16 protein-coding genes are annotated in these 14062 nt (G+C 68.5%); 8 read left to right on the forward strand and 8 right to left on the reverse strand.

Annotation, left to right across the window (positions count from 1 at the left end; genetic code table 11):
* Positions 1 to 88 precede the first annotated feature (88 nt).
* Positions 89 to 1234, reverse strand: a complete 1146-nt coding sequence (locus tag AB5I40_RS31700) for an acyl-CoA dehydrogenase family protein (protein WP_370933889.1) — start codon at positions 1232 to 1234, stop codon at positions 89 to 91.
* Positions 1231 to 3582, reverse strand: a complete 2352-nt coding sequence (locus AB5I40_RS31705) for a bifunctional salicylyl-CoA 5-hydroxylase/oxidoreductase (RefSeq protein WP_370933890.1) — start codon at positions 3580 to 3582, stop codon at positions 1231 to 1233. The genes AB5I40_RS31700 and AB5I40_RS31705 overlap by 4 nt, the downstream gene beginning before the upstream one ends.
* A gap of 67 nt (positions 3583 to 3649) precedes the next feature.
* On the opposite strand from AB5I40_RS31705, the gene AB5I40_RS31710 reads away from it, so the two are divergent.
* Positions 3650 to 4042 (forward strand): RidA family protein, encoded by a 393-nt coding sequence (locus AB5I40_RS31710; protein ID WP_370933891.1) that lies wholly within the window; start codon positions 3650 to 3652, stop codon positions 4040 to 4042.
* On the opposite strand, the gene AB5I40_RS31715 is transcribed toward AB5I40_RS31710, so the two are convergent.
* Entirely contained in the window at positions 4032 to 4880 is an 849-nt protein-coding gene (locus tag AB5I40_RS31715) for a PaaX family transcriptional regulator C-terminal domain-containing protein (RefSeq protein WP_370933892.1), read from the reverse strand. The genes AB5I40_RS31710 and AB5I40_RS31715 overlap by 11 nt on opposite strands.
* A gap of 106 nt (positions 4881 to 4986) precedes the next feature.
* Here AB5I40_RS31715 and AB5I40_RS31720 point away from each other — a divergent pair, with 106 nt between their 5' ends.
* Positions 4987 to 5658, forward strand: a complete 672-nt coding sequence (locus AB5I40_RS31720) for a GNAT family N-acetyltransferase (protein ID WP_370933893.1) — start codon at positions 4987 to 4989, stop codon at positions 5656 to 5658.
* 32 nt (positions 5659 to 5690) lie between these two features.
* Here AB5I40_RS31720 and AB5I40_RS31725 read toward each other — a convergent pair whose 3' ends face one another.
* Positions 5691 to 6140 (reverse strand): MarR family winged helix-turn-helix transcriptional regulator, encoded by a 450-nt coding sequence (locus tag AB5I40_RS31725; RefSeq protein WP_370933894.1) that lies wholly within the window; start codon positions 6138 to 6140, stop codon positions 5691 to 5693.
* Positions 6141 to 6226: 86 nt separating this feature from the next.
* Between AB5I40_RS31725 and AB5I40_RS31730 the strand changes: the two genes are divergently transcribed.
* On the forward strand, positions 6227 to 6631 hold the full coding sequence (locus tag AB5I40_RS31730; protein WP_370933895.1) for a nitroreductase family deazaflavin-dependent oxidoreductase: 405 nt from the start codon (positions 6227 to 6229) through the stop codon (positions 6629 to 6631).
* A 1-nt stretch (position 6632) separates the two neighbouring features.
* Here the strand turns inward: AB5I40_RS31730 and AB5I40_RS31735 are convergent, their stop codons facing one another.
* Positions 6633 to 7775: an FAD-binding oxidoreductase gene (locus AB5I40_RS31735; RefSeq protein ID WP_370933896.1), complete on the reverse strand. Its 1143-nt coding sequence runs from the start codon at positions 7773 to 7775 to the stop codon at positions 6633 to 6635.
* A 70-nt stretch (positions 7776 to 7845) separates the two neighbouring features.
* Between AB5I40_RS31735 and AB5I40_RS31740 the strand changes: the two genes are divergently transcribed.
* From AB5I40_RS31740 to AB5I40_RS31760, 5 genes are all read left to right on the forward strand, one after another.
* Positions 7846 to 8721 (forward strand): LysR family transcriptional regulator, encoded by an 876-nt coding sequence (locus tag AB5I40_RS31740; RefSeq protein ID WP_370933897.1) that lies wholly within the window; start codon positions 7846 to 7848, stop codon positions 8719 to 8721.
* A 203-nt stretch (positions 8722 to 8924) separates the two neighbouring features.
* The gene (locus AB5I40_RS31745) at positions 8925 to 9002 is read left to right on the forward strand and encodes a tryptorubin family RiPP precursor (protein ID WP_350539724.1); all 78 of its coding nucleotides are present in this window, start codon (positions 8925 to 8927) and stop codon (positions 9000 to 9002) included.
* A 78-nt stretch (positions 9003 to 9080) separates the two neighbouring features.
* Positions 9081 to 10124, forward strand: a complete 1044-nt coding sequence (locus tag AB5I40_RS31750) for a cytochrome P450 (protein WP_370933898.1) — start codon at positions 9081 to 9083, stop codon at positions 10122 to 10124.
* A 42-nt stretch (positions 10125 to 10166) separates the two neighbouring features.
* The gene (locus AB5I40_RS31755; RefSeq protein ID WP_370933899.1) at positions 10167 to 10946 is read left to right on the forward strand and encodes an oxygenase MpaB family protein; all 780 of its coding nucleotides are present in this window, start codon (positions 10167 to 10169) and stop codon (positions 10944 to 10946) included.
* 39 nt (positions 10947 to 10985) lie between these two features.
* The gene (locus AB5I40_RS31760) at positions 10986 to 11951 is read left to right on the forward strand and encodes a DNA polymerase domain-containing protein (protein WP_370933900.1); all 966 of its coding nucleotides are present in this window, start codon (positions 10986 to 10988) and stop codon (positions 11949 to 11951) included.
* Here the strand turns inward: AB5I40_RS31760 and AB5I40_RS31765 are convergent.
* Genes AB5I40_RS31765 through AB5I40_RS31775 form a run of 3 tightly spaced genes read right to left on the reverse strand, consistent with a single transcriptional unit; the run spans position 11934 to position 14052 of the window.
* Positions 11934 to 12671, reverse strand: coding sequence for a class I SAM-dependent methyltransferase (locus AB5I40_RS31765; RefSeq protein WP_370933901.1), 738 nt, complete (start codon positions 12669 to 12671; stop codon positions 11934 to 11936). The genes AB5I40_RS31760 and AB5I40_RS31765 overlap by 18 nt on opposite strands.
* Complete coding sequence (locus AB5I40_RS31770; RefSeq protein ID WP_037811036.1) at positions 12668 to 13066, reverse strand: 6-carboxytetrahydropterin synthase; 399 nt, start codon at positions 13064 to 13066, stop codon at positions 12668 to 12670. Before AB5I40_RS31770 ends, AB5I40_RS31765 begins: the two co-directional genes overlap by 4 nt.
* Positions 13067 to 13077: 11 nt before the next feature.
* A complete protein-coding gene (locus AB5I40_RS31775; protein WP_370933902.1) occupies positions 13078 to 14052 on the reverse strand; it encodes a zinc-binding alcohol dehydrogenase in 975 nt (324 codons plus the stop codon).
* Positions 14053 to 14062: the final 10 nt, after the last annotated feature.

Genomic DNA, 14062 nt, shown 5'->3' on the forward strand with positions numbered 1-14062 from the left:
AATAGTTTGGCATCCGCGTCGCCCGCTTGTTAGAACACCAGCGGGCGGCGCGGATGCATTCGGTGCGAGGGGTACACCGAATGACGGCTCATCCGCGCCGCTGCAGAGACCGCGCGATGATCGTCCGCTGGATCTCCGACGCGCCTTCGTAAATACGCGGCGCTCGGACCTCTCGGTACAAATGCTCCAGCAAATGCCCTCGCCGCAACGCTCGTGCGCCGTGCAATTGCACCGCTTGATCCACGACGTATTGCGCGGTCTCAGTCGCGAACAATTTCGCCATTGCCGCGCGACCGGCCAGGTTCTGCTCGCCCGCGTCGTAAGCCGCCGCGGCGGCGTAGACCAGCAGACGGCCGGCTTCCGTTCGCGTCGCCATTTCGGCCAGCGTGTGCGCGACTGTCTGCTGCTTCACCAACGGGCCGCCGAATGCTTCGCGCGAAGCGGTGTACTCCACGGTGGCGTCGAGGGCGGCTTGCGCCATGCCGACGGCGAAGGCGCCGACGCTCGGGCGGAACAGGTCCAAAGTGCGCATTGCTACGGCGAAACCGTGGTTTTCCTCGCCGAGCAGTTCGTCGCGGTTTACCCGGACGCCGTCGAACACCACGGTGCCAATCGGGTGTGGGCTCACCAGATCCAGGTGTTCGCCGCTGAGCCCGGCGCGGTCGCCGGGGACGACGAAGGCACTGACCCCGCGTGAACCGGCGTCGGGAGTGGTGCGGGCGAAGACCGTGTAGAAGTCGGCTTCGGGCGCGTTCGAGATCCACATTTTCGTGCCGGTCAGTCGCCAGCCGTCACCGTCGGGTTCGGCGGCCAGTTGCAGGGCGGCGGCGTCGGAGCCAGCGTCCGGTTCGGTCAGTGCGAAGGCGGCGACAGCGTCACCGGCGGCGACGGCGGGGAGCCAGCGCTGGACCTGTTCGTCCAAACCGGACTGGAGTACCGGGTAGCTGCCCAATCCCTGCAATGCCAGCGCGGTCTCGGCTTCGGTGCTATGCGTGGCGAGGGCTTCCCGCAGCAGGCACAGATCGGTCGCGGCGGCCTGCCGAGTCGGCTGTCCACTTTCGACACCGGGGAACAACCGGGCGAGCAGGCCGTGCGAGCCCATTGCCTTCAGCAGTGGTCGGTTTACCGCGCCTTCGGCACCGGCGGCGGCCAGTTCGACCAGCTGTTCGGCGGCGATCTTCCGGACGGACGCGGCGTAGGCGGTCTGTTCCGGAGTGAATGCGAAAGCGTTCATCGGGCGTCCTCCGGTCGCCAGCGGGCATGGGCGGTTTGGTGGCCGCCGGTGCGGACCAGGTCGAGTCGTGGCTCTGGCCCGTCGGTGCGGCCGGTCTGCGGTGGGCGTTTGCCCGCTGCCCACTGTTTCGGCCACGCCACTGGATACTCCTGCGCGGCGGCCGCGTGCAGAGTCCATTGTGGATTGAACAGGTGGGTGCGGCCGAGTGCGCACAGATCGGCGCGGCCCGCGAGAATGAGCGAGTTCACGTCGTCGTAAGAGGAAATCGCGCCGACTGCGATCACCGCGGTGCCATAACGACGGCCGACCTCGTTGCGGATCCGGTCGGCGTAGGGCGTTTGGTAGCTGCGCCCGAACTTCGGCTGCTCTTCGCTGACCACCTGGCCGGTCGACACGTCGATCGCGGCCGCGCCGTGCTCGGCGAACGCCTGCGCGATGGCCACGGCTTCGTCGGCGTCGTTGCCGCCCTCGAACCAGTCGGTGGCCGATATCCGGACGGTCAGCGGACGGTCGGCCGGCCACGCGGCGCGGACGGCGTCGAAGACCTCCAGCGGGAAGCGCAGCCGGTTTTCCGGGGAACCGCCGTAGGAATCGGTGCGCTGGTTGGTCAGCGGGGACAGGAAGGACGACAGCAGATAGCCGTGCGCACAGTGCAGTTCCAACAGATCGAACCCAGCGCGCGCGGCGGCTTCGGCGGCTGAGGCGAACTGGTCCCGGATCTCGCCCAGTTCGGCGACAGTCAACTCGCGCGGCGTCTGGTTGTTCGGCGAATACGGCAGCGCGGACGGCGCACAGACCTCCCAGTTGCCTTCCGGCAGCGGGTCGTCAATGCCTTCCCACATCAGTTTCGTCGAGCCCTTGCGACCGGAGTGCCCCAGCTGCAACCCGATCTTCGCCGGGGTTTCGCGGTGCACGAACTCGACGATCCGCTTCCACGCGGCTTCCTGTTCGGAGGCGTAAAGCCCGGGGCAACCCGGCGTGATCCGGCCTTCGGCGGACACGCAGATCATCTCGGTCATCACCAGTCCGGCTCCGCCGAGCGCCTTGCTTCCCAAGTGCACCAGGTGGAATTCGCCAGGCACGCCGTCGACCGCGGAGTACATGTCCATCGGCGACACGATGATCCGGTTCGGCAATTCCAGCGAACCGATCCGCACCGGCTGGAACATCGGCGGCGCGACGGAAGTGCCAAGTGAATCGGCGAACCACTGATCCAGCGAGGAGGCGAATTCCTTGTCCCGCAGCTTCAAGTTGTCATAGGTGACGCGACGGCTGCGGGTAAGCAGGTTGAACGCGAACTGCTCCGGTTCCTGATGCGTGTACTGCGCCAGATTCTCGAACCACTCCAGGCTAGCCTGCGCCGCCCGCTGCGTGGAATTGACGACCGGACGACGCTCTTCTTCATACGCCGCAAGGGCTTCCGGAACGCTCGGCTGTTCGTGCAAACACGCGGCGAGCGCGAGTGCGTCCTCCATGGCGAGCTTCGTGCCGGAACCGATCGAGAAATGCGCGGTGTGCGCCGCATCGCCGAGCAGCACGACATTGTCGTGGACCCAGCTTTCGCAGCGGACCGTGCCGAAGGTGGCCCACTTGGAGTTGTTGGCCAGCAACTGATGTCCGTCGAAAATATCGCCGCACAGTTCGCGGATCAGCTCGATCGACTTCTCGTCGCTCTCGCCCGGGCCGAGTCCGGTGGCGGCGATCGGGCCGAATGCCCGCTGCCACACGTCTTCGTGCATCTCCAGGATGAACGTGCTGCCGTCGCGGCCGTACGGATAACCGTGGACCTGCATGATGCCGTGAGGCGTTTCGAGCACGTAGAACTTGAACGCGTCGAAGACCAGGTCGGTGCCGAGCCAGATGTACCGGCACTGCCGGGTCTCGACGGAAGGCCGGAACGAATCGGCGAACGCCGTGCGCACCGCGGAATTCACGCCGTCCGCGGCGACCACGAGATCGGAGGAAGCGGCCAGCTCGGCTGGATCCGGCGCGACACTGCGGAATCGGACATCAATTCCCATTTCGCGGCACCGCTGCTGCAGGATCGCGAGCAGCCGTTTGCGGCTCATCGCGGCGAATCCGTGCCCGCCCGAAGTGGACACGGTGTCGCGGTAGTGCACGTCGATGTCGTCCCAGCGCGCGAACTCCCGGCGCATCGCCTCGTGTACGGCCGGGTCGGCGTGCTCGATGCCGCCGAGCGTCTCGTCGGAGAAGACGACGCCGAAGCCGAACGTGTCGTCGGGCGCGTTGCGCTCCCAGACCGTGATCTCGTGGTCCGGGCCGAGTTGTTTCGCGAGCACGGCGAAGTAGAGGCCCGCTGGCCCGCCGCCGACTACTGAAATCCGCACGCCGTTCAGGGTATGTCGTCTGAAGTACGGTCGTCAAGAAGACGATAGATGGGTTACGCTCCCCGGCATGGAGCGGATCAATCCCCCCGAGCTGGGCAAGCCGTCGGGGTTCTCGCACGCGGTCGCGGCACAGGGCCGGTTGGTGTTCCTCGCCGGGCAGACCGCGCTGGACGCGGAGAACCGGATCGTCGGCGACGGCGTGGTCGAGCAGTTCGAGCGCGCACTCGGCAACCTGCTCACCGCGTTGCGCTCGGCCGGCGGCGAACCCGCGGACCTGTGCAGCCTGACCGTCTACATCGTCGACATGGACGACTACAAGGCCAACGCGCGCGAGATCGGCCGCGTGTGGAAGCGGCTGGTGGGCGCGGATTACCCGGCGATGGCGGGCATCGGCGTGAACCGGCTGTGGGACGTCGAGGCGCTGGTGGAAGTGCAGGGCTACGCGGTGGTCAACCGCTGAGCACCTGCTGCAGGTGCGTGCGCGCGGCTTCCTCGAGCCGGTCATGCAGGGTGAAGAACACCTCCGCGGCGCGGATGCCGGACCAGTCCTCGGGCAGCAATTCCGCGGGCAGGCACGGGTCGAGGTACGGCATCCGCCGCCAGCCGGTGAGCACGCGCAAGTAATCGGCGAACGCCTCGTCCGCGGGCGTGGTGCGGCGGCGCTGCCACCGGCGCAGCGCTGGCTCGTGCTCTTCGAGGAACGCCGTGTACAGCTCGTCCAACTGGTCCAGGTCCCACCACTCGCGCACCTTCTCGCGCGGATCGCCGAAGGCGAGGTGCTCGGCGCGGAACACGTCGGCGTACTCGGCGAGGCCAAGGCGCTCGAGCGCGCCGACGGTGGCCTCGTACAGATGCGCCGGCGCGATCCAGACGCCTGAGGAAGCGGTGCCGAAACCCAGCCGGGACAGTTGAGTGCGCAGCACGTGCCGCTTGTGCCGTTCGGCTTCCGGCACCGAGAACACCGCGAGCAGCCAGCCGTCGGCGAGCTTCGCGCGGTCGCGGCGGAAGATCCGTTCGTCGCCTTCGCGCAGCAAATCCAGTGCCGTACCGGACAATTCGTACCCGGCGGATCCGTCGCAGCGCACGGCTTCGAGCACCCCGCGCCGTTTGAGTCGGGAAATCGACGACCGCACCGCGGGCTCGTCGACTCCGACCGCGGCGAGCAGATCGATCAGCGAGGCGACCGAAAGCCATTCGCCGCCGGTCAGATGGTGCACGCCGTAGACCGACACGATGAGGTGCCGGGGCTGGGCCGCGCGCCCGCCGTCGGCGTCGGCTGCTTCCGGTACGGCCGTCACCCGGTCACCATACAGTGCCGATCGCCGCCCGGGTTTCCGCGAGCGGACCGGCTCCGCCTCCTTCCGAGCGGATCGGCAAGAGGCGAGGGGTAGCATTTCCGGCGCGATGGCGTTTGTGAGCAATGCACCTTTGGTGAGCCGGCTGACCCGCCGCGGACGGCTGATGGCGAAGCGCACCTGCGACCGCCGGGGACACGCCTTCGCGTTCGGCCGGTTCCTTTTCCGTACTCCCACCGCGTGGGAGTACGCGGCGGCGGTCGCGGGCGGCAGCGATCCGGCCGCGCAGCGCTGGCTCGGCTGGCTGGCCGACTCCGTGGTGGCCGAACCGATGCGCGGCGAGGCGCTGCGCGTCGTCCCCGGCACCGGTCCGGACTGGACCACGCCGGATCCGCATTCGGTGGACGTCGTCGCGATCGATCTCGTGGCCGGCCGCTGCGCCGGGCTCGTGAGCGTGCACGCGGGCGAGGACGGCGGCCCGGAAACCGGCGGCTATCTCGCGCCGGAGTATCGCGGACAGGGGTTCGGCCGCGACCTGTTCGCCGCCGGTCTCGTGCTGGCGCACGAACATCTCGGCCTTTCGCGGGTGCGCGCGGGCGCGGAGGTCGGCAACGTCGCGAGCGGCCGCTCGCTGGAAGCCGCCGGATTGCGCCGGGTGCCGGGGCCGCCGCGGTACACGCTGCCCGACGGGCGGTCTTGCGAGGCTTGGTGGTACCAGCACGACGCGGCTTGGCCGAAGAAATGCGCGGGACCGCAGGCGCAGTGGCTAGTCGCCTCGTGAGTGGCGATCGCGGTTCTAACCGGGATTGCCACTCACGACGCATACTCCTCGTACGCCTTCAACGTCTTGATCACTAGCGCGCGTTCGCTCGGACTCAACGGGGACAACGCTTCCTGCCACGCCTTCGCGCCGCGTGCGAGCCACGCGTCGACCGCCGGGCGCTTGTCCTCGTGGATGCTCACGATGGTGCGCCGCCGGTCGTCCGGATCCTCGGTGCGCTCCAGGACGCCTTGCCGGGAGAGGTCGCCGATCATCAGACTCGCTGTGGTGGGCGCGATTTCGAGCCGTCCGGCGAGTTCGTTGACCGTCATCGGGCCGTCGAACAGCAGATAGGCCAGGAGCGACAGATGCCGCGGCGCGAGCGTGACGTCGTCGAGTTCCGGAGGCGGCGGCGTCCGCTTCGCGCGCCCGACGATGCGGGGCATGAGAAGCAGCAGTTCGCGGACCCCGTCTTCGACGGTCGGGCCGGGCTCGGTGACCATGTCGCGACAGTACCTGCGCGTGTGTTGACAGCCCGATTCGCGCGATCCTAGGTTTGTTGTTACATCATCAACCTGGGAGTCTTCCGATGTCGGACTGGAATCAGCAGATCATCGACGAGTTCCGCGCGAACGCGGGCAAGGTCGGCGGCATGTTCGAGGGCAAGAACATGGTGCTGGTCACGCACACCGGTGCGAAAAGCGGCAAACAGCGGGTGAGTCCGCTGGTGTACACCACCGACGGCGACCGGATCGTGATCGTCGCGTCCAAGGGCGGCGCGGACACCAACCCGGACTGGTACCACAACCTCGTCGCCAACCCGTCCGTCACGGTCGAGATCGGCACCGACGAGTTCCCGGCGACCGCGAAGCTCGTGGAAGATCGCGCCGAGCGCGACCGGCTGTACGCCAAGATGGTCGAGCACGCGGAGGGCTTCGCGGAGTACGAGAAGAAGACCGAGCGCCTGATCCCGGTCTTCGTTCTCGAACGCTGACTCAGCCCAGCGGCTGTCCGTAGACGAAGCTCCGCAGCCGCCCGGTCGACATCGGGTCCAGCGGGGCGAACAGCTTGGCGTGCGCGGCCTGAACGGTCGCCGCGTCGGGCTCGATCATCGACAGCGCGCGCACGGTGTAGCGCGAATCGGCGGTGAAGTCCGGCGCGGTGGAGTGCTGGTACGCGCCGCCGAGCAGGTCGATGATCAGCACGGTCGGTACGGGTGCGCCCGGGCCGGCGTGGTCGAGCACGGTGCTCAGCACGTCGTCCCGGAGCGTCGGCAGCACCCGGTTGTCGCCGAGGTACGAGTGCGGGTTCGGCGGCTCCGCGGCGATCTTGCCGGAATCGGTGAACGGCATCGTGGTGAGCGTTTCCTGGAGCGGGCCGAGCGCGCGCAGCGGTGCGACGAGCTCGTCGCCGTCGGTGCCGAGGTAGGCCACGCGGATGTGCGCGATGTGCTTGCCCCGCAACGGTTCCGGCACCATCGGCAGATCCGGGTAGGGCAGCATCGCGACCGAGGTGCCGACGGTGTCCGGCAGGTCGGCGGTCCAGTCGCGCCAGGTGCGCAGGACGTCCGGGATCTTGGCGGTGTCGAAGTACAGCCCGCCGCCGTACAGCGTGGTCACCGGCACCAGGTCGAACTCCAGCGCGGTCACGATCCCGGCGTCGATCGGGCCGGTCGTGCGGCTGCCGTCAGGCCGGACGATCTCGGCGGAGCGAACCCGGTCCGCGGCCAGGCCGAAGTGCCGGCCGAGGAGACCGAAGCCGCCGCCGAGGGTGTAGCCCACCACGCCGACGCCCGGAGCCGAACCGCTCAGCGGCGCGAGGCCCTGTTCCGCGGCGGCGGTGATGACGCTGCCCCAGGTGGTTCCGGCTTCGACACGCGCCACGGCGCGGTACGGGTCGACGGTCACGCCGGTCATCCGACGCGTCGAGACCAGCACGCCCTCGGCCGGCGCGCGCAGGCCGTGTCCGGTCGCCTGCACGGAAACCGGCAGGTCGCGCTCGGCCGCGAGCCGGACCGCGGCGGCGACGTCGTCCGCGCTGGTGGCGGCGACGACAAGCTGCGGGGTGGAGGCGATGCCGGTCTGGAATCCGGCGATCTCTTCGCGGTAACCGGCCTGGTCAGGAGTGAACGTCTGCATGTCTTCAGCGTGCTGGCTGTCTAGCGATAAGTCCAAGAGATACTAGTTCCGGCAGCTAGAATGATTGGTTATGGAACTGCATCAGCTGGAGTACTTCGTCGCGGTCGCTGAGGAAGCGAACTTCACCCGTGCGGCGGCGCGGATGCACGTCGCGCAGCCCGGGGTCAGCGCGCAGATCCGGCGGCTGGAACGCGAGTTGGGGCAGCCGTTGTTCGACCGGTCCGGCCGCACGGTACGGCTCACCGGGGTCGGCGAGGCCGCGCTGCCGCACGCCCGGGCCGCGCTGGCGGCGGTCGCGGCGGTGCGCGAGACGGTCGCGGAGCACGAGGGGTTGGTGCGCGGCCAGGTGGCGATGGGGATGGTGACTTCCCTCGGGCCGGTGGAGCTGCCGGAGTTCCTGGCCGAATTCGCTGAGCGGTACCCCGGGGTGGAAATCACGCTCAGCGAAGCGAATTCCGACCTGATGGTCGACGCGCTGCGCGAAGGACGGCTGGACGCCGCGGTGATCGGCCTGGCCGACGGCGTGCCCGCTGGGCTGACCACGCAGATCGTGCTCGACGAGGAACTGGTCGCCGTCACCTCGCTGCGGGACGAGTTCGTCGACCGGGCCTCGATCACCCTGGCTGAGCTGGCCGAACGGTCGTTGATCTGCCTGCCGAAGGGGACCGGGATGCGCGGAGTGCTGGATCGCGGATTCGCGGCGGCTGGGTTGCATTCGCGGGTGACGATCGAGGCAAGCGACCCGAACGTGCTGGCCAAGCTCGGGATGCGCGGTCTCGGGGTGGCACTGGTGCCGTTGTCGCTGGCGCGCTACTACGCCGAGGAACTGCACACGCTGCGGTTGCAGCCGGAGTTGCGGGGGCAGTTGGCGTTGGCGTGGCGGTCCGATGGTCCGGCGGGGCCCGCGGCTCGGGCACTCATCGAGTTCGCCCAGTCGGTGCTTTAGCGGGTCGCGAAGGATACCGACGCCGCCGCGGATTCGCCAAGGAATTCGGGCCGGAATTCCCGAACCGTCGACCTGACGCTCCCGAACAGAACCAGCCGAGTGGGCCGTTCAGGTTGTCTTGCCGCGAATTCCCGGGAATTCGTCGTACTGTCGGAATCGGCCGCGAGTGCGGTCGAACTTCCCGAGAAGACGGAGGCATTTCCGTGAAGCTTGTTCGTCTCGTGCGCAAGGCCCTCCCGAGCAAGAGCCTGAAGTCTTACGCCTGGTACGGCTGGATCTGACGGTCTCATCAGGGCGGCACCGGCCGGTTCCGGAATTCTCGGTACCGGCCGGTACCGCCGCTCAAGAGGAGTTGTTCGGTGACTATTCCCGCTGAACGGAACAAAGTGCGGCAGGTGGTATTCGCGCCGCGGATTCAAGAACTGTTCGACCGTTATCGGGGGAAATCCTTCTTTCGGCTGGAACCGGACACGGTCGGCGTCGCCGGGGCGTCGTTGATGGACGCGCTGCTGCGGAGCCGTCCGGCGAATGCCGAGGAGCGGCCGACGTTCAAGCCGGTGCGCGGACGGGTCGTCACACGGCCGGAATCGTCGGCGCTGATGCGGGCGGTCGGCGCGGACGTGCGGGCCGCGCTCAAGAAACCGCTCGGTGCCGCCAGCCTCGCCGGAACCTGGCCCGCCGTGCCGCACAACTACCTGCGTGACCTGGTGTTCGGCCGCGAACAGCGCCGGTTCCGGGTCCTCGTCGACCGTCGGCTGGAGCTCACGCCGAAGATCACCTGGGCCGCGGTCGCCACCGGTGCCGCGCTGTGGGGACGGCCCGCGCCCGAGGTCGCGCTGTCCGCCTTGGCGCGGATGGTGCTCGAAGCGGACAGCTTCGAGGAGCGCCGCTTCGCGATGTACCTCTACCGGCGCGTGGCCGGGCCGATCTGCTTCACCGTCGCCGCGCTGGTCACGAATGCTTTGTGGCTCAGTTCGCCGCTCGACGACGACGTGCCGACCGAGTACGTGCTCAACGAGGCGCTGCGCCTCCTGCCGCCGTCGTGGAACATCCTGCGCGTGCGTTCGCCGGAGTTCGCCGAGGTGGACGCCCGGATCGGCCCGGGCGACGACGTCCTGCTCCTGCCGCTGCTCAGCCACCGCGACCCCGAACTGTGGGACGCGCCCGACGAGTTCCGGCCTAGCCGCTGGGCCTCGCTGGACCCGGACAACCATCCCGGTTACCTGCCCTTCGGGCACAGCAACGAACGTTGCTGGGGACGGCACCTGGTGCTTCCGCTGGCGGCGCACATTCTCGACTTGGTCCGGCGCGACGGGCTCGTCGTCGATCCGGCGCAAACGCGGGCTCGGGTGCACCTGGACGGGCTGCTGGAGGTGGCGGACGTGCGGGTCGTGCGCGCCTGAGGGCTCTTGACAACATGTCAACGGAGGCGTTCCCCTGGACGGATGCTCCAGGACGGCATGCTCGGCGTCAGCCTGCTCGCGGGCGGCGCGAACGTGATCATGCAGCTGGGCCGGCCCGCGGTCGGATACGGCGTGCTGGAAAGCCGCGTCGATTCGGGAAATCTCTTCAAGCATCCGCTGAAGCGCACGCGTACCACCGTCACCTACCTCGCGGTCGCCGTGCTGGGCACGGACGCTGACCGGGCGGCGTACCGGCGAGCGGTGAATGCGGTGCACGCGCAGGTGGTCTCGACCGAGGCGAGCCCGGTGCAGTACCGCGCTTTCGACCGGGAACTGCAGCTGTGGGTCGCCGCCTGTCTGTGTCACGGCGTGGACGACGTGCACCGCGCGTTTCTCGGTCGGCCCGCGCCGGAATCGTGGTATGCCGAGGCCGCGGTGCTGGGCACGACGCTGCAGGTGCGTCCCGAAGACTGGCCAGACGACTTCGCCGCGTACTGGGCGGACGGACTGGCCCAAGTGGACATCGACGATCGGCTCCGCGAATACCTCACGGCCATCGCGAATCTGGAATTCCTGCCGCGGCCGTTGTCGTTCCTCTTCGGACGGTTCCACCGCTTCGTGACGACCGGGTTCCTGCCGGAGGTCTTCCGCGAGCAGATGCGGCTGCCGTGGTCGGCCGCGGACCAGCGCCGGTTCGATCGGCTGACGCGCGGGATCGGCCGAATGGTCGAACGGCTTCCGTTGCGGGTGCGGCGGTTCCCCTACGACGCTTGTCTCGCGGACTTCCGGCGGCGGTTGCGGAAGGGAAAACCGCTCGTCTAAGCGGTTGACCGGATTGCGGTGGTCGGCAAGGGTTGGCGTATGGCCAAAGCGGATGAGGTGCGCGAAGGGGTTTCCCTGACCAACCTCGACCAGGAGCTGTTCGTCGACGCTGGGGTGAGCAAGCGCGACCTCGTCGACTATTTCGACGCCGTGTCGGACCGGTTGCTGCCGGTGCTGCGCGACCGTCCGCTGTCGGTGATGCGGGTGCTGCGCGGGCAGGACGCGTTCATGCAGAAGAACCTGCCGAAGTACACGCCGGAGTGGGTGCCGCGGGCGAAACTGTGGGCGGAGAGTTCACAACGGACAGTCACCTACGGCCTGTGCAACGACCGCCGGACCCTGCTGTGGTTCGGCAATCAGCGTGCGGTCGAACTGCATCCCGCGCTGACGCGAGTGGAGCCGGTCGGCCAGACCGATCTGATCATGGACCTCGACCCGCCGGAGGGTGCGGATTTCAGCGTCGCGGTGGCGGCGGCTCGGTTGGTGCGGCAGGCCTTGGCCGACGTCGGGCTCGCCGGTGCGTTGAAGACCAGCGGATCCAAGGGCGTGCACGTGTTCGTGCCGCTGGTTCCCGGCCTGTCCTTTGAGGACGTCGCGGCGGCGACCCGGGCGGTCGGTGCGCGGGCGGAACGGATCGATCCGGAGTTGGCGACCACGGCGTTCATCCGGGAAGACCGGCACGGCAAGGTGTTTCTCGACTCGACCCGCGCGGGCGGGGCTACGGTGGCGGCCGCTTACAGTCCGCGAATCCGGCCGGGTGCGCCGGTGTCGTTCCCGGTTCGCTGGGCGGACGCGGACAACGTCAAACCGGCGGATTTCACCGTGAAGACCGCGATGGGGCTGCTGGGCAACGCTGATCCGTGGGCGGAGGAATTGCCGGAGCCACAGGAACTTCCGGCGGATCTCGTGGCCGAGGGGCATACGATCCCGGTCGCCCGGGTCGCGGCGATGCACGAGGGCAAACGCCGGGCCCGGGCGCGACGGGAGTCAGGGGAGAGCGAGTAGATCCTGGTGGTCCACGGTGACCTCGGTGATCTGCCGATCCTCGGGCACTGCCAGCGTCGGGTCTTGTTCTCGTGCTGCGGCAACGAATCCGCGGTACCAGGTGTCGATGAGTTCGCGGTGTTCCGGCCCGAGCCGCCACGGTGACGGTCTGGTGTGGACAGTCCAACCGTGCCGCTGGAACTCCGCCGCGGTGAAGGCGACGGATTCCGGGCCTAGCTTCCCGTCGCGGCGTTGGTGGTTGTTGAATGCGTCGTTGAGCGCTTCGTCTGCCGCGTCCAAGGGGGTGAGGCGAGCTGATCCGGTCACGGACAACGTGAGCAAAGCCGGACATCGGGCGTCTACACAGGACTTAACTAGCCGTTGAATCTCCTCCTTGGTAAGGAGGTCCAACAATGCGGAAGCCGTGACCAAAGAAGTGCCGCTGATGTCCAGCCGGGTCACGTCAGCTTGTTCCGTCTCGACGCTGATCCCTGAGGGAAGGCTGCGAGCCGCGATCTCCAGCAACCGCGGGTCCTGATCGTGCAGGATCCACCGCTGCGGCTTCGGCAGACGACCGCTCAACCAGCGTCCCATCGCTCCGGTGCCGCAGCCGAGATCCCGGATGACTGCCGGACTGGGCGGCAGCAAGGCGACCAGATCGGCCGCCCGGGCCGCGGTGTCGGCGGGCTCTCTGAGTGCCAGCCATTCCGGAGCGTAACCGGAGGAGTCCACTGTGGTCACAACGAACGCTCGTATCCGGCCGAAGCGGCGTGGGATTCGTGCAGGGTCACCGAAATCTGCGCCAGCCCGCGCGCGTTCTCGCCGAGTTCGCCGGCGTGGATCCGGTCCGCGAGCCGGTCGGCGATCACCTTGGCGAGGTATTCCGTCGACGTGTTGATGCCCGCGAAATCGGGTTCGTCGTCGAGGTTCCGGTAGTTCAGGTCGGCGAGCACCGCGCCCAGCTGCTGCGTGGCGAGCCCGATGTCGACGACGATGTTGTCCGAGTCCAATTCGGACCGCCGGAACGTCGCGTCGACCACGAACGTCGCGCCGTGCAAGCGTTGTGCCGGGCCGAAAACCTCGCCGCGGAAACTGTGGGCGACCATGATGTGATCGCGCACGGTGACACTGAACAACGCGTTCTCCTTTACGGGTAGGTGATCCGGTGAGCCAGTCCGCGCAGAGTTCCGTCCGCCAGTCGTGCCGCGACGTCCGGCAGTTCGGCGAAGGCGGATTCGCCGGTGACGAGGACGTCGAACGCCGGGTCCGCGAGCAGCCGCAGCGCCAGCGCCATCCGATCGCCGTACCCGCGCCGCGCCGAGCGAGCGGGGGAAACGGTGCCGACCTGGCTGCCGCGCACGGTGAGCCGCCGCGAATGGAAGTTCTCGCCGAGCGGCACCGACACCTGACGGTCGCCGTACCAGCTCAGCTCGACCACGGTGCCCTCGTGGCCGAGGAGCTCCAGCGAACGCGCGAGCCCGGCGTCAGTCGCGCTCGCGTGCACCACGAGGTCGAGGTCGCCGGTCGCGGTTTCCGGGGTGGCGTAACGGATGCCGAACGCGTCCGCCACCTCCGCGCGGTCCGGGTCGGGGTCGACGAGCTGGACGTCCACGCCGGGAAACCGGGACAGCAGCCGCGCGACACTGCAGCCGACCATCCCCGCCCCGACCACCGCGATCCGGTCGCCGACCAGCGGTGCCGCGTCCCAGAGGGCGTTGACCGCGGTCTCGACAGTCCCGGCGAGCACCGCCCGCGCCGCGGGAACGTCGTCCGGCACCACCGTGACCGCCGACGCGGGCACGACGTACTCGGTCTGATGCGGGTAGAGGCAGAACACCGTGCGGCCGGTCAGCTCAGGCGGTCCGGACAGGACCTCGCCGACGTTCAGGTAGCCGTACTTGACCGGCCACGGAAAGTCGCCCTCCTGATACGGCGCGCGCATGATGTCCTGCTGGCTCGCGGGCACGCCGCCACGCAATACGAGACTTTCCGTACCTCGGCTCAACGCCGAGAATCGCGTTCGGACCAGCACTTCGTCGGCTTGTGGAGCAGCCACCTCCGCCGATCGGACCTCCCCGCCCGCGGCCGAAGTGAACCAGAAAGCCCGCACCGCCCGTGTCAAGGTTGTCCTC

The organism is Amycolatopsis sp. cg13 (genome assembly GCF_041346965.1).
Taxonomy (GTDB): domain Bacteria; phylum Actinomycetota; class Actinomycetes; order Mycobacteriales; family Pseudonocardiaceae; genus Amycolatopsis.